Genomic DNA, 18,508 nt, shown 5'->3' on the forward strand with positions numbered 1-18,508 from the left:
CATCCGGCCCCCACGGGGGCCTCCCTGTTAAAGCTTTATAAGCGGGGTCTACCACCCCGCGCCCCGGTCAACCGGCGCCAGTCCCGCAGCAAGCTGCGAAACCGTCACCGGTTCTGGTCTGGCAGGTTACGGGGGAGGTTCAGCAAAAAAGGTCAAAACCGGTAATGGCAGCGGCTAACGCCGCTGTTGTGATGTGGCGTTGGTTGCTCTTTAACAGTTCCGGGGTGGTGCCTTATCGGGCCAAAAAAGCGCGTCTGGGCTTGTGTGTCCGGGTATCAAAACGCACAAGCAAAAATCGGTTGTAACTGGCTGACATCACAGGGAAAAGTGGTGTTCGAAGAGTAAGTTCATGTCGGGCTGAGTTGTTGTTGAGAATAATGCGCTGGGTTGCTATGGCTCTTCAGATCCAATGTGTGTATCGAGAAAAGGAGATATTTTTACCACAGGCGGTGGCGGAGGAGCGCTTGTTGGTGGAGGCGGAGGTGGTGGTGCTGTAGGTCTGGGAGCGATTCTTGCGTCGATATTTGGGGATGATGAGCCGCCGGTACCAAATGTAGCGGGAAATCTGACGGATGCTGAAAAAACTGAGATGGGTGGAACGGGCTCAGGGACTCCGGGAGGCTGGGGGCCGCAGGATGAAGAGAATGCGCGTAACCGGGAGCAGCAACAGAATCGCGTTGATGAGCTGTCAAAAATTTATGATAAGAACTCACCTTCTCAAGAGTTAACGATAGATGGTCAGACTATCAGGCAAGGAAGTGGTGGAAATCGTTATACAACAAGGATTTTTGATAGCCAAAACTTAACTGATAGTCAGATATATAATTATGCTGAACAATTAGCTGGCCAACCTTTAACAAAAGTAAAAGATGGTATATATATCACTAAGTTAGAGGATGGTACTGCAATCACACTTCGAAATGTATCAAGTTCGGCAGATAAAACAGGGGCTCGTTGGACGGTAGAAATAAGAAATAGTCCACACTTAAGTCAAATAGAAAATGGGCTTGGTAGAAACGCAGAAATAAAGTTTAGGTGATTGTATGGTAACTGATGACGAATCTAGAATTCTTATAGAATATGCTGAAACTCAAGCTTTAAATGGGCTATGGGCTTATATCGCACCAATCATTCTTCCATCGATCCATGCTGATTCTGATGAGTATCCATTTTTGGAAAGGAAAGAAATATTCTTCTGGTTTTTAGAAAAGCTTTTGCAAGAAGGGAGAGTAAAATTAGCCAAAAAAGGTGTTTTCCTGAAGGGTACTGTAGCCGAACAAATAGAGCGCTTCAGGCAGGCCTTCCCTAAAACAGAAGCTGAAATGGACGATGGGCTTTGGTTTTTTGATGAAACCTGTCCGGGAGGAGCGGTTTGGGTACTTGAGGATGGCTCTCTTGAGTGGACTTAGGGTGTAAAAGATCCCGCTTATAATATCGCGGGATCCCTATTTTAACAGTTAGTTCTGAATATCCACCTCAACCACCACCCGCCCCAGCTCAGTGGTTACGTTCACCGGCAGCCCGGTGTTGAAGGCCAACACTTCCAGCCACTTACCGCTGATTTTAAGCTGTGGGCTGGTTTTTTCGTAACCGTCCGGTCATCTCATCCTGAGATAAAAAGTGGTGCGATTATCTTTTCAATGTGAATGAAGCCAAAGAACAGGCTCGAGCTGAATGGCCTGTCTGAGGCGCAAATCAAAGAGAAGATTATTAACTCAGAGCAGTATCAGAACGTTGATAAACAGTATGGTGTTGGCAGTGAGTTCTGGACGCACAGCTCGGCGGCAACCGGGTTATTGGCTGGCATATTAGGCGGTAATGTTACCGGCGGTATTGCGGCGGGTTCCGCGCCGTATATGGCTGCGTTGGTTAAAGATGCGACCAGCGGTGAAGGGAACGAGGGCGCACGTGAAGCGGCGCGAGTTGCATTGCATGCCATTGTCTCTGGCGCACTGGCTTCCGCTCAGGGGGCTAATAAATCAACCAGAATGGATAGCTGATGTTAGCGTGCCGGCAGGTCGGCACTACTTTAATTGTATTAAACAAGGAACTGTTACAAAAGATAAGAATACCGTTATAGACATCACTGTTGATGTAAATAAAGATATTGCTGCCATTAAAAATGGCCAAGGCGCAATAGAAGGTAACAAAGTTACAGTTAATGGTCGCACTTATGAAAAAGAAGCGAATAGAACATTAGCACCGATATATGGAGAAGGATTCACAACATTAGATAGAAATGAGTTTAAAGTTTTAGGTGTTTATCAAAAATTTGGTAATACAGGGCGAGCTGATGAGATTTTAAGCACAATGCATGGTGTATAACTCCAGAAGCTAAAATGAAAGCACTTGAAGTTTGGAAGAGAAACCAAAAATGAGTGGGTTTGATTTAATTTTAGAAAAAGCTCCGACGAAATTACAGTTGAAAAAAATCTTTTCGGAATCTTTTGATATAAAAGGAGAAAATGTATACATATCTGAAGATATTGAGGATTTTCCACCTGACGGTGATAATGAGTTATGGTGTATCACTCATGAGAAAGATGGAGATTTTTTATTACTATGTGAATTTTTTGTTGGGGAAAAATCACAAAGCAACCCACCGAATATTATAACTAAAAAAATATGTCACCTTCTTGATTTAAAAGCTCTAATTGATGATGGTGAGATTAGTCCTTACTCATGGTTAATGATCTCACCTGATGGGTCAGAGGAACTGATAGAGCTTGATCCCGATGAAATGAATAATGAACGATATGTTATTATAAAATAGTTGATTGAATGATTAAGGTGTAACGTTTTATTTTTAAAAGATTTTTTCGAAATCAGAAAACAAAAGCAGCATTTGATTTTTCTGAACGAGCTTCTAATCATCTTAATGGAGGTAAACCTTGAGTTTAGATGTAATAAAACGATGGATTGAAGCCGGGAAAGTTATTGTTATAAATGCTGAAGAAAAAGTTATTTGTCCAGTATGTCAGGATAGTTTTCTTAAAGTATAGGATGTTTCAAGTGATGATAACTTACTAATTGAGCGTCATATGTTATGCGAGCGTTGTAATGCATATAATGTGCTACGACTAAATAAAAAGCAAAACATACTACCCAGTTAATTTGAGATTGGCAGGGTAGTTTTTTCTCAATTTATGGACAAAAAAATCAAGCTGAGTAAAGGTTCCAACCATAAACAGCCGGGATGTTTACTCTAGTTGTCAAACTTGAACATCCACCTCAATCACCACCCGCCCCGTTCAGTGGTCACAGCCACTTACCGCTGATTTTAAGCTGTGGGTTGGGTTTTATAGCCGTTGGGGACATTGAACTGTCCTTGATTTATTACAGTCCAAACCGGCTATGCAGGAAAAGAATAATAATGAAAAGCAGAACTATATTGGGATATACATTATTACTCTTGTACATTTTTGTCGCTTTTATGGTGATAGCATTCCTGACTAGGGAGATTGTTATATTTTTTTTGTGCAGGTGCTTTGATGCCTTTAAGTTGTCACGATCAGAAATGATAAGATTGATAGTTTACGCTGGTATTGCAACAACTGGGGCTTGGCTAAGCACCGTATTTGCAAATTTGGTTATCCATATTAAGTCAAGCAGGGGCAAAAAAAGTTCCAGTAACTCATCGGATAAGCCATAACGTGATGAGTACCGGCTCCGGCGAATGGTTCAGGGTGTAAATAAACGGGCGGATGTGATGTCCGAGCCTGTTATTGATACTGGTGTGGTCTAGTAACACCGATTAACGTTCTTGCGCTGCATACCTTTTTGGTATGCAGTGTGAAAACATCATTAAAGCTATGCGCTCTGCAATAGTTATCGTGTAATGACGGGACAATGATTCATTCAACATAACCCCACACCATTTTTGCGATACATCCCCAATATCCCGAATTCCCTCACCAAAACCCCTATCCAGCAATTGACCCGATCGCTGTATAAATATACTGTGGCAGGGCAGGCGGGTTACCCGCCGCCAAAAAGCAAAACCCCGCAGTGTAACGAGCACTAACGGGGTTTCTAACCACAACGTTATAGGAGTAACACTATGGCTACTAAACAGCATACCCAAACTCACTCTGAATTTATACCCGTTATCAGATCCAATTTTCGATCCGGATCGGGTAAACGATCCTCTGTTCTAGCCGATGATGGGTTAAGTGGGGTAATCATCCATGCTTAATTCACTCGAGTTCACCCCAAACGATCCGCTGGAGCTGGCGGAACAGTGCCTTGCCCTGATAAGTGCGGTAGTGAGGTTGGATGAAGCCCCAATAAAAGAGTCGTTACAGTTTATTCTGCAAGAGAAGATGACGGCCTTGTTTGTGGCCCTTGATGCTCGCTGCGATTGAGTGTTGAAAGGGGCGTTAAAATAATGGGCCGGTCATCAAAATAACTGGCCCATCAATTGAATTACACATCTATTCCGGCTTACAGCACCGCGACAATGGCTTCACACAGCGGAGCCATATTATCCAGCGTCATTCCGGCTACGTTAATCCGGCCAGAGTTGACCGCGTAGATGGCATAATCGCTTCTCAGACGTAGCACCTGCTCTTGAGTCAGGCCGCTGAAGGAGAACATGCCATTTTGTTGAATAATGAAGCTAAAGTCCTGCTGAGCGCCTTTTTCTTGCAGCGTATTGACGAACAGTTGACGCATACGATGAATACGTTGACGCATATCCGTCAATTCCTGCTCCCAAGTGGCGCGTAAGGTTGGGTTACTCAGAATGGTAGCCACAATAGATGCGCCGTGAGCAGGCGGGTTCGAGTAGTTAGCGCGAATAACAGACTTCACCTGACTGAATGCGCGTTCTGCGGTTTCGCTATCGGCAGCAACCAGAGTAAAGGCACCAACACGTTCGTTATACAGGCCAAAGTTCTTAGAGAAAGAGCTGGCAACAAGCAGTTCCGAATGAGTCGAGGCGAACAGGCGTAAGCCTTGAGCATCCTCTTCCAGACCGTTGGCAAAACCCTGATAGGCGAAGTCAAACAGAGGGAGCCAGCCGCGCGCGGCGGACATTTCTGCCAGTAATAACCACTGTTCCGCTGTTGGGTCAATACCGGTAGGGTTGTGACAGCAGCCGTGGAATAAAACCACATCACCGGCCTGCGCATCTTCTAGGCTGACCAACATGCCGTCAAAATCCAGCGCGTGTTCATCGGCATTGTAATAGGTATATTCTGGCGTCTCTAATCCCGCTGCCTGAAAGACATTTTTATGATTTGGCCAGGTTGGGTTACTGATCCAAACGCGTTTTGCATTGGTGTTAGAAGCAATGAAGTCAGCTGCAATGCGTAAAGCACCCGTACCACCTGGGGCTTGTGCGGTGCGCGCACGTTTCTCGCTAATAATTGAACTACCGGCACTAAATAATAACTCTTGAGTACAGGTGGCAAATGCCGGAATACCCGCAATACCAAGATAATTTTTAGTTTTTTCATTTTCCAGCAGATACTGCTCTGCTTTTTTTACGCATTCAAGAACCGGTGTTAGGCCCGTTTCATCTTTATATACCCCAATACCAAGGTTAATTTTGCTTGGGCGGGTTTCAGCGTTATACAGCTCTCCCAAGCCTAATATTGGGTCAGCAGGCGCAGCTTTAATATGTTCAAACATAGTTGATGGCTTCCATGAATCAGATTAATGGCGAAAAGCAGAAGTATAAGCAGAGTAACGTTAATTTATTGGGTTTGACAATGGTTTAGAGTGAAAAAGTAATTAAAACGATAAAGCAGGGTGATATATCGAAAAATCTAATAATCAATCTGGCTGGTTAATATGAATAGCCATGTGTCACATAGTAAAAAGACACTCCGAAGAGTGCCTTTTGCATATCATCAAAGAAGATGAATTAGAACTGGTAAACGATACCTACTGCTACTACGTCATCAGTGTTGATGCCCGCAGCAGTTGTGAAGCCATTGTCGTCTAACAGGTTGATTTTGTAATCAACTTTAGCAGAAATATTTTTGTTGAAGAAGTAGTTTGCACCCACATCAACATATTTCATCAGGTCTTCGTTGTCGTAACCCTTGAAATCTAAGTCTTTACCTTTAGATTGCAGGTAAGCTAAAGATGGCTGTAAACCGAAGTCAAACAGGTATTGAGCCACAACTTCAACGTTTTCAGTTTTGTTTGCAGTAACATTACCATGTTTAGTCATGTTATAAGTTTGGCTATACATTGCGGCCAAATAAACGTTGTTAGCATCATATTTGATACCACCAACAGCGGCATCAGCACGATCGCCAGAAGCATAACCAGAACCTGCATTAGTTGGAGCGCTTTGTGAGTCGGTACGGTCAGATGAAGAATAAGCAGCACCTAAAGACAGGCCATTACCTAAGTCATAGGCAGAAGAAAGACCCCAGCCGTCGCCGTTACGGTCACTAGCATTAGGTTTGCCTGTTATACTGTCACGGCTACCATTGCGATCATCTGCATCGTTACGACCTTGGTATTGAACCGCAAATTTAAGACCATCAACCAAACCGAAGAAGTTCTTGTTACGGTAGGTAGCTAAGTTACTAGCACGTTGGTTCATGAAGGTATCAGTGTGTTGGAAAGTCTCGCCACCGAATTCTGGCAGAACATCGGTCCATGCGCCGATATCATAAACAACGCCGTTGTTACGACCATAGTCGAAAGAACCAGCATCACCCATTTTTAAGCCAGCGTAGGCATAACGAGTTTTCTGGGCGTTGCCGCCTTTTTCTTGTTCGCTAGCGTTCAGCTCGGTTTGGTAGTAACCATAACCAACTACTTGCTCGCTAACTTGAGTCTCACCACGAAGACCAAAACGCGCGTAAGTTTTATCGCCGTCATGCTTAGCATTATCAGAGAAAAGGTGAGAACCTTGAATCTTGCCGGTAATGTCTAATTTGTTACCATCTTTGTTATACACTTCTGCTGCGTTTGCTGCACCAGCAACTAACAGGGCTGGTACGATCACTGCTAAAATTTTACGTTTCATCATTTTATTAACTTCCCTCATTGGAGTTGTCTAGCATCTGCCACTGCTTCCAACTTTATAGTTGGTAAACGTTGATGCCATTTTTTTAAGCCACCCGCAGTTTTTCATTCGCAAGGCAGTTAATCTAGCCTTTAAATGCTACTAATATCCCAAAGAAGTTACAAGAGGAAAATAGGTATTTCCAAATGCGAATTCAGTTGAACTTTGTGATAGGCATCTAATTTTGAATAAACAAAAGGCCAAAATTGCTGGCCTTCTGTTCTTTTACTGAAATTCAGTCAATTAATATGGTTTTAGAAAGAGACGTTTCTTGGTGTTCTTGGGAACGGAATAACGTCACGTACGTTTTGTACTCCGGTCACATAAGCAATTAAACGTTCAAACCCTAAACCAAAGCCCGCATGTGGCACGGTGCCATAACGGCGCAGGTCACGATACCAACTGTAATCTTCTTTATTCATACCTAATTCAGCCAAGCGGCGATCAAACTGTTCTAAACGCTCTTCACGTTGAGAACCACCAATGATTTCACCGATGCCAGGGGCCAGAACGTCCATGGCGGCAACCGTTTTTCCATCTTCATTCATACGCATATAGAAGGCTTTAATATCTTTTGGATAGTTTTTAACTACCACGGGCGCTTTAAAGTGCTTCTCAGCTAGATAACGTTCATGTTCAGAAGAAAGGTCAATACCCCAACTTACTGGGTTTTCGAAGCTTTGACCACAGTTAATTAGAATTTCGATCGCGTCGGTATAGTCAACTTGGGCAAAATCAGACGTTACAAATTTTTCTAGGCGAGAAATCGCTTCATTGTCTACGCGTTCGGCAAAGAAGGCCATGTCATCAGCGCGTTCTTCTAAAACCGCTTTGAAAACATACTTCAGCATGCTTTCGGCCAGTGCTGCGATATCGTTCAGGTTAGCAAAGGCAACTTCCGGTTCAACCATCCAGAATTCAGCCAAGTGGCGACTGGTGTTGGAGTTTTCTGCACGAAACGTTGGGCCAAACGTATAGATTTTGGACAATGCACAGGCATAAGTCTCGCCGTTTAACTGACCGGATACGGTCAGGAACGACTCACTACCGAAGAAGTCCTGATTGTAATCAACCAATCCTTTATCGTTGCGCGGCAGGTTCTCCAGATCCAGTGTGGAAACACGGAACATCTCACCTGCACCTTCCGTATCGGCAGCGGTAATAATAGGGGTAGAGACCCAGAAATAACCTTGCTCATCGAAGAAGCGGTGGATTGCCTGAGCAAGCGTGTGTCTGACGCGAGCAACCGCCCCAATGATATTGGTACGCGGACGTAGGTGAGCCACTTCACGCAGATATTCAATAGTATGGCGTTTAGCCGCCATTGGGTAAGTGTCTGGGTCGTCAATCCAACCGGAAACCTGAACGTCAGTGGCTTGCAGTTCAAAAGATTGGCCTTCACCCGGTGAGGCGGTGACTTTACCGGTGATAATCACTGAACAACCGGTAGTCAGGCGTAACACTTCGTCCTGATAATTAGGCAGAGAATGATTAATGACAGCCTGTAATGGATTAAAGCACGAACCGTCATAAACGGTCAGAAAGGATATACCGGCTTTAGAATCACGCCGGGTACGTACCCAACCGCGTACGGTGACTTCGCTGTCAACCGCGGCACGGCCTTGCAGTACGTCGACTACAGGCACTACGCTCATAAATTTCTCTCTTATGATGTTAAATTATCTGAAGTTTATTTTAGGTCGCTTCATATTTACTGCGACCTGACTCTTAATTACGTGCTGCATGTTAACTGACATACAGAAAACAGCAATATCCGTCATACAACATTAGTCATTCGCTTAAAGATACAGGTACTTTTAGCGTGATGGCTTATTGAATGCCGAGGTAACTGATAAAGGTACTAAAAAAAGCCGCCTTTTTACAATAGAAGGACGGCTTTTCTTTTTATTCACCCCATTAGTGTGGTGAATCAATTACCACGTTTCATGAGTGGTAAATTAAAGGCTTTATGTAATGCTTTGACGAACGCTTTATCCTGACAGATGGTTTTTCCGGGGCTGTCTGACAGTTTAGCCACGGGTTTGCCATTACACTGAATCAGTTTTATCACGATGTTAAGCGGGCTGACATGAGGAATATCGCAGGTAAGGCGCGTTCCGATGCCAAACACCAGTTTAACCCGAGTATGAAAACGCGTGTACAATGCCAGCGCTTTATCCAGATTGAGGTTATCAGAAAACACTAACATTTTTGTTAGTGGGTCGATTCCCAAGTTCTGATAGTGAGCAATGGCTTTTTCACCCCATTCAAAGGGATCGCCCGAGTCATGTCTTAGGCCTTCGTACTGGCTGGCAAACTGAATGCCGAAATCGCGTAAAAAGGCATCCATCGTAATGCAGTCCGTCAGTGCGATTCCCAGTAGATCAGGATATTCATCCAGCCAGCCCTGTAGAGCAGCGCGCTGGCTGTTAGCCAGTACCGGGCTTATCTGTTGGAAAGCTTGAAACCACTCATGCGCCTGAGTTCCTATTGGCGCAAGATTCAGGCGGCGAGCCAAATCGTAATTACTGGTTCCCGCCAAGTAAGGAGAAAACTCTTGTTGCAACAGAGTAACAATATCGTGCTGAACGGCTTTGCTATAGCGGCGGCGAGTCCCAAAATCAGAAATTCTGAATTGCGACAGGTCGACATCTGCATAATCCTGACGGAAGCGGGTCAATTTTTCTTTTAAATGCAAGATTGCCTGTTCCGTACCGATATCCGGCGTTCTGTGACGGTGTATGGTTTCGCTAATCACTGCTAACAGCGGAACTTCCCACAGAATAGTTTCATACCAAAGTCCAGTAATGCGAACCTTTAGTCGACCTTTTTCATTGCTTATGTGCACCTGAGACGGATTGAAACGAAAGGTTTTTAACCAGTCGAGATAGTCCCGTTGGAAAAAAGGCAGCGAGGCCAGATATTGATACTCATCTTCAGTTAATGTTAACTCTCGCATTAATGATATCTGTTGACGAATTTCATCTGCATATTCACCCAGAAGATCTTCGCTGCGACAGCGAAACTCCGCGACCACAGTGGTATTACTATAGCGATGAAAAACAGCCTGCTGCATATGCAGTTTATAAGCATCGGTATCTAATAATGACGTAAGGATAGGGGTTGCCTGTTGTTTCATGTTGCGATTACTGTTTTCTCATTAGGTGACGCACTGAAATATCCAGAGAGTATACCTTTAATATCAGGTTTATAAACCCAGAAAATGTGCGGTTTCCACTCTGGCTTTTTACTGAATCAGGCACAATACGGAATAATTTCCGTGAAGAAAATGATTATTTTTCGTGTTTAGGCGGTTGGAATTTTGCATCTGATTGTTAAGAAGCATAGACTCATTTAATAAATTACTTGAACAACCTCATCTTTTTATAAAGGTTTTTTATGACCCAGAAACCCCAAGCGAAGTACCGTCAGGATTACCGCAAACCTGACTTCACCATTACTGATATCGATTTATCTTTTGATTTAGCACCAGAAACCACTCAGGTAACGGCTATCAGCCAAGTTCAACGTCAAGGGGAGAAAGGGGCGGCATTGGTCTTAGACGGTGAAAACCTGACGCTTATTTCCATCAGCGTGAACGATATTCTCTGGACGAACTATCAACAGCAGGACGGTAAACTGGTGTTAGAGCAGTTACCGGATAGTTTTACGCTGAAAATTGTTAATGATATACACCCTGCGGCCAATAGTGCGCTTGAGGGGTTATATCTTTCCGGCGAGGCGCTGTGTACCCAGTGCGAAGCCGAAGGTTTCCGCCATATTACGTATTATCTCGATCGTCCCGATGTTTTGGCGCGTTTTACCACGCGTATTGTGGCGGATAAACAGGCGTATCCTTATTTATTGTCTAACGGTAACCGCATTGCTCAGGGCGATTTGGACGACGGTCGTCACTGGGTACAATGGCAGGATCCTTTCCCTAAACCGTGTTATTTGTTTGCGCTGGTCGCCGGTGACTTTGACGTGTTGAGCGATACGTTTGTTACCTGTTCCGGCAGAAGCGTGGCATTGGAGCTGTTTGTCGATCGCGGGAATCTCGATCGTGCCGATTGGGCAATGACCTCACTGAAGAATGCCATGAAGTGGGATGAGCAACGCTTTGGCCTAGAGTATGATTTAGATATTTATATGATTGTTGCCGTTGATTTCTTCAATATGGGTGCGATGGAGAATAAAGGGCTAAACGTGTTTAACTCCAAGTATGTTTTAGCCAAGGCAGAGACGGCCACCGATAAAGACTATCTGAATATTGAAGCGGTGATCGGTCATGAATATTTCCATAACTGGACGGGAAACCGAGTTACCTGTCGGGACTGGTTCCAACTGAGTCTGAAAGAGGGGTTAACCGTTTTCCGCGATCAGGAGTTTAGTTCCGATCTAGGCTCTCGCGCAGTGAATCGTATTGACTCGGTACGCGTCATGCGGGGAGCGCAGTTCGCTGAAGATGCTAGCCCAATGGCGCATCCTATTCGTCCCGATAAAGTGATTGAAATGAATAATTTCTATACCTTGACGGTGTACGAAAAAGGATCGGAAGTGATCCGTATGATGCATACCTTACTGGGAGAAGAAAAATTTCAGGCGGGAATGAAGCTTTACTTCCAACGACATGATGGCAGTGCCGCGACCTGTGATGATTTTGTTCAGGCGATGGAAGATGCTTCCGGTATCGATTTGACCCTGTTCCGCCGCTGGTATAGTCAGTCAGGAACACCACAGTTAACGATACGTGACAGCTACGATAGTGCAAAACAGCAATATAGCTTAACGATTAGCCAATTTACGCCAGCAACTCAGGATCAGGCGGAAAAGTTACCGTTACATATTCCATTGAGTATTGAACTGTATGCAGATAGCGGCGAAGTTATTCCTCTCTATTCTGCGGGGCAACCGGTAAATTCAGTGCTGAATATTACTCAGGCCGAACAAACGTTGGTGTTTGATCGCGTGCCGCAGCAACCTATCGTTTCTCTGCTGAGAGAGTTTTCAGCGCCAGTTAAGTTGGATTACCCTTATACGGATAAGCAACTGGCATTTTTAATGCAGTATTCCACCAACGATTTTTCCCGTTGGGATGCCGCGCAAATGCTGTTGGCGAAATACATAAAAGAAAATGTCACTCGATTACAAAAAGGTGGGGCGTTTGAATTACCGTTACATGTGATTGATGCTTTCCGCGCTATTTTATTAAGCGATCGATTAGATCCCGCACTGGCTGCGCTGATATTAAGCTTGCCGTCAGAAAATGAGATGTCAGAACTTTTTGATATTATCGATCCTGATGCTATTCACCAAGTTAGGGGTGAATTAGTCCACTGTTTTGCACAAGAGATGCAAGATGAGTGGCTGGCGGTATGTTTAGCCAATAAAACCGATGAATATCGTATTGAACACCGAGATATTGCCAAGCGGGCATTAAGCAATACTTGTCTGGGCTATTTAGCATTTACTGAGACGGAGTTCGCCAATAATCTGATTAGCCAACAGTATCATCAGGCTAATAATATGACCGATGCTTTAGCCGCATTATCCGCAGCCGTTGCAGCGCAACTACCGTGTCGTGATAAATTAATGCAGGCATTTGATGAGCGCTGGCATCAAGATGGTTTGGTCATGGATAAATGGTTTATATTGCAGGCCAGTAGCCCAGATAGTGCGGTGCTTAAAAATATTAAAGCGTTATTAAATCATCGTTCTTTCAGCATGAATAATCCAAACCGGATCCGTTCATTAATTGGTGCTTTTGCTTCCACTAATCCATCGGCATTCCATGCAAAAGATGGCAGTGGTTATGCATTTTTAACTGAAATTCTGATTGAGCTGAATCAGAAAAATCCACAGGTTGCTTCACGTCTGATTGAGCCATTAATTCGTCTTGGTCGTTACGATCGGTCTCGCCAGATATTAATGCGTAATGCGTTGGAAAAATTGACGAAACTGGATAATCTTTCAGGCGATTTATTTGAGAAAATTAGTAAAACGCTGAATGGGGAATAACCCTGTTTGACCTGAATAGCCGGCGATGAGCCGGCTTTTTTATGCATATTTTATCTGTATAAAAGCTCGATTGCCTGTTATTAATCATTTCCTTTAACAGGCTAATACGGAATAATCTGTCTCCGGTCGATAGCCCGGACTAATAACCAATTCCATCGGGCTGCGTGGGTTGTCATTTTGGGCTAGTTTGTAAGGAGGAATATGTTTTACCCTTTTATTAGAAAAGCATTGTTTCAGCTCGATCCGGAACAGGCTCACGAATTTACCTTTCGCTTACTTCACCGTATTAATGGTACGCCACTGCAGTCTCTTATTCGCCAATCCGTTCCCAATAAACCGGTTAGATGTATGGGGCTTAATTTTAAAAATCCATTAGGATTAGCGGCTGGCCTAGATAAAGACGGTGAGTGTATTGATGCTTTTGGGGCAATGGGGTTTGGATCGATCGAAGTTGGTACCGTTACGCCAAAGCCACAGCCCGGTAATGAGAAGCCAAGACTCTATCGGATCGTGGCGGCGGAAGGGTTGATCAACCGAATGGGATTTAATAATCTCGGCGTTGATAATCTGGTAGAGAATATAAAAAAGACACGCTTTGATGGAATAATCGGCGTAAATATTGGTAAGAATAAGGCCACACCGGTTGAACAAGGTAAAGATGACTATTTGATTTGTATGGATAAAGTATATCCTTACGCGGGCTATATTGCGGTAAATATATCCTCTCCGAATACGCCCGGATTGAGAACGTTACAATATGGTGAAGCGTTGGATGATCTATTAGCCGCAATTAAAAATAAGCAAATTGAATTAGAAAAACGTCATGCTAAATACGTTCCTATTGCCGTTAAGATCGCACCGGATCTTTCTGAAGAGGAATTGATCCAGGTAGCCGATGGTTTAATTCGACACAATATCGACGGTGTTATTGCAACCAATACTACTCTAGATCGAAAATTAGTCGATGGGCTAATTAATAGCGATCAATCAGGTGGATTAAGTGGTCGACCTTTACAGCTTCGTAGTACTGAAATTATTCGGCGTTTATCCACAGAATTAAAAGGGAAATTGCCTATTATTGGGGTGGGTGGAATAGATTCATTAACCTCAGCCAGAGAGAAACTGGACGCAGGATCTTCATTAATTCAAATATATTCCGGCTTTATTTATAAAGGCCCGAGTCTGGTGAAAGACATTCTCACACATATTTAATCTTATTTCTTATTAATTGATCGCCGGGGGTTTATTTTTCCTCCCGGTTGTTCTATATTTTAAACGTTTGTGATTACGTTTATATTGTTAGTGATAATTATCGGAATCTTTATCCAGTTAATTAGATAATATCGGACGTTATCAGAGATGAAGATTAAATTAAATATGCTGCTTAGTTTAAGGAAAGTGTAATGAGGATTAAGCCAGATGATAACTGGCGCTGGTATTTTGACGATGAACACGATCGGTTAATGTTAGATTTATCTAATGATATGATTTTCCGCTCTCGATTCTCGGCCAAAATGTTGACGCCTGATGCGTTTACCGAATCCGCATTTTGTGTTGATGATGCCGCGCTATTTTTTGAATTAGAAGAATGCTGCCGTTGCTTATCTCTAACTAATGACCAGCGTGCAGAATTGAATTTGAATGCGCTAACGGCGCATCGTTTTTTAAAACCATTGATGCCCAAGAGTTGGCATTTCGTTCAGCAGAAGGTGGAATTACAGCCTCAGAATAACGAGATAGTTGCCGTTACTCTGATTGATAGTGCTGAGACAGCATTACTGCTGGTGGTTGATGCAGGAGAGAACGCCAGCCTGTGTTTGGTGGCTCAGCCTTATCTAGCGCTCTCTGGTAAAGCTCTGCAACTGGGTGATGCGATTAAAGTGATGCACGATAGAATGAGTGCCGTCAGTATCGTTAGTCAGGATTCGTCCCCAGATTATCTGTTTGCCCAAGCGGTATAACCAAACTAGCTTAATTTATTAAGCTAGTTTGATATTGCCTTTCGGTATGCAGCTACAGGCAAGTATCGAACCATCTCTTTTTATTGCCCCTTTTCTCATGGCACTGACTTCTCCCGTTTCCAGTTTGATTCTGCAGCACCCACATATACCCGCTCGACAAGAGTAGGGGATTTGAATACCGTTTTGCTCTAATTGCTCCAACAGTACCTGCTGATTATTCCCAATAAAGGTGTGCTCACCGTAGTCGATCACGACTTCTTTTGGTTCCACCTTTTCCTGTTCAAGCATTTCAATGGGGTCTTTAGATTTATAAACTCGGGCAGGGTGCGTCGCCAACACTTCAATAGAATCCCCTAAACGTATCACGCCGTGGTTGCGGGCAATCATATTCTGACCAAAATCCACATCGCCATTGTCTGCTGTTCTGAACTGTTGAAGAGTGCGAAGCGGCTCTCCCTGAGGATGCTTACGGCCACTTTCTGTATTGACGGTGGTTAAAACACAGCGGCTACAGGGTTTAACCAAGTCAAAAATAACTTCACCAATTCGGATGGTTTGCCAACTGTCTTCTACGAAGGGATCTGCATCACGAATGATCAAATTAGGTCGGAACTGTTCAATCACTATGCTGCCAGAGCAGCGTGACTGTAGTGCCTGAAATGAAGTTTCGTTAATCAATAAGTATGGGAAACCGTCGGCAAACCCAAGGGGGACTTCAGGGCGATTTTTTACCCGACGGGTAAGTTCTGGGCCAACCCAACGAAGCTGTACTTCTTTATTCAAATAACCACTTAACCATTGGTTAATACTGTCAGGGGCAATATGAGCCGTAAAATGGTTTCCCCATACTTCAGTTGGAGAACGTATTTGAGAAAAATCGTTAAAAGCCACCATCTTATTTTGCCCATCAGGCGCAGTAATTGATACACCGTTAATCAGCAAGGCCGGCATAAAACGGACTAGCAGTGGATATTGTCGGGCGGTAACGAATGTTCCATTTGGGTCGGTCACCATAAAAATACGGTCAAATGCCAAACCACTTTCACCTGCTTGGGCATGAGAAAGTTCTAGACCTCTCATTGATTTAACTGGATGAACATATAAACGAGAAAGAGTAACCACGTAACAACTCCTGGTAGCAGGTGAAATCCATAGACGTCAGTGACTAACAATATGATATGGCAGCATAATTAATTATGTAACCTGGAGAGTATCGATACTGAACAGCAGTGATTCGAGATTTCACTCATTAATAGAGGGTAACTTTATGACAAAGCGCATGGATTGGCTATAATGCACCACTATTTTTATTATGTGGTGTAACTTTATGATCTCTCTGTTTGCCAGTACGGCGCGTGGGCTGGAAGAATTATTAAAAACTGAGCTGGAAGCGCTGGGGGCAAGCGCCTGTAAAGTGGTGCAGGGCGGTGTGCATTTTGAGGGTGATGAACGCCTGATGTATACCAGTTTACTTTGGAGTCGGTTAGCTTCACGTATTTTGTTGCCGTTGAGCGAGTTCCGCGTATACAGCGATATGGATCTGTATCTTGGTATTAACGCTATCAACTGGCCTTCCTTATTTGGGGTGGATAAAACCTTTGCGGTTAATTTCACCGGTACCAATGAAGAGATTCGCAATAGCCAGTATGGTGCTCTGAAAGTAAAAGATGCCATTGTTGACAGCTTCACGCGGAAAGTACAACAGCGTCCAGATGTGGCGAAAGTTCAGCCTGATATTCGTATCAATGTCTATTTACAAAAAGATCGCGCCAATGTTGCCATTGACTTAAGCGGTGATGGTTTACATCAGCGTGGATATCGCGATATGGCAGGTCAGGCTCCGTTAAAAGAGAATCTAGCGGCAGCGATTGTGATGCGTTCTGGTTGGCTGCCAGAAACGCCAATGGTTGATCCGATGTGCGGTTCAGGAACGTTGCTGATTGAAGCAGCGATGGTGGCGGCGGATATTGCACCGGGACTGCGTCGTGATTATTGGGGTTTTAACCAATGGCTTGGACATAATGCTGAATTATGGCGTGAATTGCTGGCAGAAGCACAGGTCAGAGCCAGTCGTGGAGTCAATAAAACCCAATCACGTTTCTATGGTTACGACCACGATCGTCGGGTCATTGAGATTGCTAAAAACAATGCTCGTCGGGCGGGTGTTGCTAGCCTGATTCAGTTTGAAACTCAGGAAATGACGCGTTTGACTAATCCATTACCCGACTGTCAAAAAGGAACGGTGCTCAGTAACCCACCTTATGGCGAACGTTTGGATAGTGAACCAGCGCTGATTGCGTTACACAGTGCGCTGGGCCAGATAATGAAGCGATATTTTGGCGGATGGAATCTCTCTTTATTCAGTGCATCACCAGAACTGTTAAGCTGCTTGCAACTGCGAGCTGGGCGTCAGTTTAAAGCTAAAAATGGTCCGCTGGATTGCGTACAGAAAAATTATTCTTTGGCTGAAAACAGTGAAAGAAGTTCACCGCAGGGCGATTATTCCACAGGGGTGGATGGTGAGAAAAACGGTGAGCAATCCGTACAAATTGCGGCAGACTTTGCCAACCGGCTGCGAAAGAATGTGAAAAAGTTAGAGAAGTGGGCGAAACAGGAAGGTATCGAGTGTTATCGCCTTTACGATGCAGATTTACCTGAATATAACCTAGCGCTCGATCGTTACGGCAGTAAATACGTTTTGCAGGAATATGCACCGCCCAAAACGGTCGATCCACAAAAAGCACGTCAGCGACTGTTTGATGCGATTAATGCTACGTTGGCGGTTCTTGAATTACCTGCCAGCGCATTAATTTTAAAAGTACGGGAAAGACAAAAAGGCAAAAGTCAGTATGAAAAACTGGCACAGAAGGGTGACTTTTTCCTCGTCAATGAATTTGGTGCCAAACTGTGGGTTAATCTGACCGACTATCTGGATACAGGCCTGTTCCTCGACCATCGTATCGCGCGGCGTATGTTGGGGCAGATGAGTCGCGGTAAAGATTTTCTTAATCTGTTTGCCTATACCGGGTCAGCCAGCGTGCATGCCGGAATTGGTGGTGCACGTACTACCACGACGGTTGATATGTCACGTACCTATTTGGAATGGGCTGAACGTAACCTACGAGCCAATGATTTGGTTGGCCGGCAGCATCGGTTGGTTCAAGCGGATTGTCTGGGTTGGATGCATGAAACAAATGAACAGTTTGATGTGATCTTTATCGATCCTCCCACCTTCTCCAACTCCAAACGTATGGAAAACAGTTTTGATGTACAGCGTGACCATATGGCATTAATGGCGGATTTGAAAAGAATGCTGCGTCCTGGAGGCACCATCATGTTCTCCAACAATAAGCGTGGCTTTAAGATGGATATGGATGGTTTAGCTAAACTTAAGCTGAATGCACAAGAGATCTCCGAGAAAACGCTGTCTGCCGATTTCGCCCGTAACCGACAAATTCATAATTGCTGGCTGGTTTCTCATGCCGGTGAGGATAAGTAA

The 18,508-nt window shown here is 44.1% G+C and carries 16 protein-coding genes; 10 read left to right on the top strand and 6 right to left on the bottom strand.

Annotated features, from left to right (window positions below):
• The first annotated feature begins 409 nt into the window (after nt 1-409).
• Complete coding sequence (locus tag HYN51_RS16570; RefSeq protein ID WP_230514028.1) at nt 410-1,039, top strand: hypothetical protein; 630 nt, start codon at nt 410-412, stop codon at nt 1,037-1,039.
• Nucleotides 1,040-1,043: 4 nt separating this feature from the next.
• Entirely contained in the window at nt 1,044-1,409 is a 366-nt protein-coding gene (locus tag HYN51_RS05920; RefSeq protein ID WP_108899169.1) for a DUF596 domain-containing protein, read from the top strand.
• 48 nt (nt 1,410-1,457) lie between these two features.
• On the opposite strand, the gene HYN51_RS16735 is transcribed toward HYN51_RS05920, so the two are convergent.
• Nucleotides 1,458-1,541 carry a hypothetical protein gene (locus tag HYN51_RS16735; protein WP_329958630.1) on the bottom strand — a complete coding sequence of 28 codons (84 nt, stop codon included), beginning with the start codon at nt 1,539-1,541 and terminating at the stop codon, nt 1,458-1,460.
• A 105-nt stretch (nt 1,542-1,646) separates the two neighbouring features.
• Between HYN51_RS16735 and HYN51_RS05930 the strand changes: the two genes are divergently transcribed.
• The 4 genes from HYN51_RS05930 to HYN51_RS16455 all read left to right on the top strand — a co-directional run bounded on the left by HYN51_RS05930 (nt 1,647) and on the right by HYN51_RS16455 (nt 4,364).
• Complete coding sequence (locus tag HYN51_RS05930) at nt 1,647-2,000, top strand: hypothetical protein (RefSeq protein WP_108899171.1); 354 nt, start codon at nt 1,647-1,649, stop codon at nt 1,998-2,000.
• Complete coding sequence (locus HYN51_RS05935) at nt 1,933-2,325, top strand: hypothetical protein (RefSeq protein WP_230514029.1); 393 nt, start codon at nt 1,933-1,935, stop codon at nt 2,323-2,325. Before HYN51_RS05930 ends, HYN51_RS05935 begins: the two co-directional genes overlap by 68 nt.
• Nucleotides 2,326-2,374: 49 nt before the next feature.
• Nucleotides 2,375-2,773, top strand: coding sequence for a hypothetical protein (locus HYN51_RS05940; RefSeq protein WP_108899173.1), 399 nt, complete (start codon nt 2,375-2,377; stop codon nt 2,771-2,773).
• Nucleotides 2,774-4,187: 1,414 nt separating this feature from the next.
• Nucleotides 4,188-4,364, top strand: a complete 177-nt coding sequence (locus tag HYN51_RS16455; protein WP_192878454.1) for a hypothetical protein — start codon at nt 4,188-4,190, stop codon at nt 4,362-4,364.
• 79 nt (nt 4,365-4,443) lie between these two features.
• On the opposite strand, the gene HYN51_RS05950 is transcribed toward HYN51_RS16455, so the two are convergent.
• The 4 genes from HYN51_RS05950 to pncB form a co-directional block, all read right to left on the bottom strand.
• Nucleotides 4,444-5,634, bottom strand: coding sequence for an amino acid aminotransferase (locus HYN51_RS05950; protein WP_108899175.1), 1,191 nt, complete (start codon nt 5,632-5,634; stop codon nt 4,444-4,446).
• 235 nt (nt 5,635-5,869) lie between these two features.
• A complete protein-coding gene (gene ompC, locus HYN51_RS05955; RefSeq protein ID WP_108901979.1) occupies nt 5,870-6,991 on the bottom strand; it encodes a porin OmpC in 1,122 nt (373 codons plus the stop codon).
• A 293-nt stretch (nt 6,992-7,284) separates the two neighbouring features.
• Nucleotides 7,285-8,685: an asparagine--tRNA ligase gene (asnS, locus tag HYN51_RS05960; protein ID WP_108899176.1), complete on the bottom strand. Its 1,401-nt coding sequence runs from the start codon at nt 8,683-8,685 to the stop codon at nt 7,285-7,287.
• A gap of 275 nt (nt 8,686-8,960) precedes the next feature.
• Nucleotides 8,961-10,169 (bottom strand): nicotinate phosphoribosyltransferase, encoded by a 1,209-nt coding sequence (gene pncB, locus HYN51_RS05965; protein WP_108899177.1) that lies wholly within the window; start codon nt 10,167-10,169, stop codon nt 8,961-8,963.
• Between the two features lie 260 nt (nt 10,170-10,429).
• On the opposite strand from pncB, the gene pepN reads away from it, so the two are divergent.
• The 3 genes from pepN (at nt 10,430) to HYN51_RS05980 (ending at nt 15,009) form a co-directional block, all read left to right on the top strand.
• The gene (gene pepN, locus HYN51_RS05970) at nt 10,430-13,048 is read left to right on the top strand and encodes an aminopeptidase N (protein ID WP_108899178.1); all 2,619 of its coding nucleotides are present in this window, start codon (nt 10,430-10,432) and stop codon (nt 13,046-13,048) included.
• Between the two features lie 201 nt (nt 13,049-13,249).
• Nucleotides 13,250-14,260: a quinone-dependent dihydroorotate dehydrogenase gene (gene pyrD, locus HYN51_RS05975; RefSeq protein ID WP_108899179.1), complete on the top strand. Its 1,011-nt coding sequence runs from the start codon at nt 13,250-13,252 to the stop codon at nt 14,258-14,260.
• A gap of 191 nt (nt 14,261-14,451) precedes the next feature.
• A complete protein-coding gene (locus HYN51_RS05980; RefSeq protein ID WP_108899180.1) occupies nt 14,452-15,009 on the top strand; it encodes a cell division protein ZapC in 558 nt (185 codons plus the stop codon).
• 18 nt (nt 15,010-15,027) lie between these two features.
• On the opposite strand, the gene HYN51_RS05985 is transcribed toward HYN51_RS05980, so the two are convergent.
• Nucleotides 15,028-16,131 carry a YcbX family protein gene (locus tag HYN51_RS05985; protein WP_108899181.1) on the bottom strand — a complete coding sequence of 368 codons (1,104 nt, stop codon included), beginning with the start codon at nt 16,129-16,131 and terminating at the stop codon, nt 15,028-15,030.
• Between the two features lie 205 nt (nt 16,132-16,336).
• Between HYN51_RS05985 and rlmKL the strand changes: the two genes are divergently transcribed.
• Nucleotides 16,337-18,508, top strand: a complete 2,172-nt coding sequence (rlmKL, locus tag HYN51_RS05990) for a bifunctional 23S rRNA (guanine(2069)-N(7))-methyltransferase RlmK/23S rRNA (guanine(2445)-N(2))-methyltransferase RlmL (RefSeq protein WP_108899182.1) — start codon at nt 16,337-16,339, stop codon at nt 18,506-18,508.

Source organism: Limnobaculum parvum (assembly GCF_003096015.2).
GTDB classification, from domain to species: Bacteria; Pseudomonadota; Gammaproteobacteria; order Enterobacterales; family Enterobacteriaceae; genus Limnobaculum; species Limnobaculum parvum.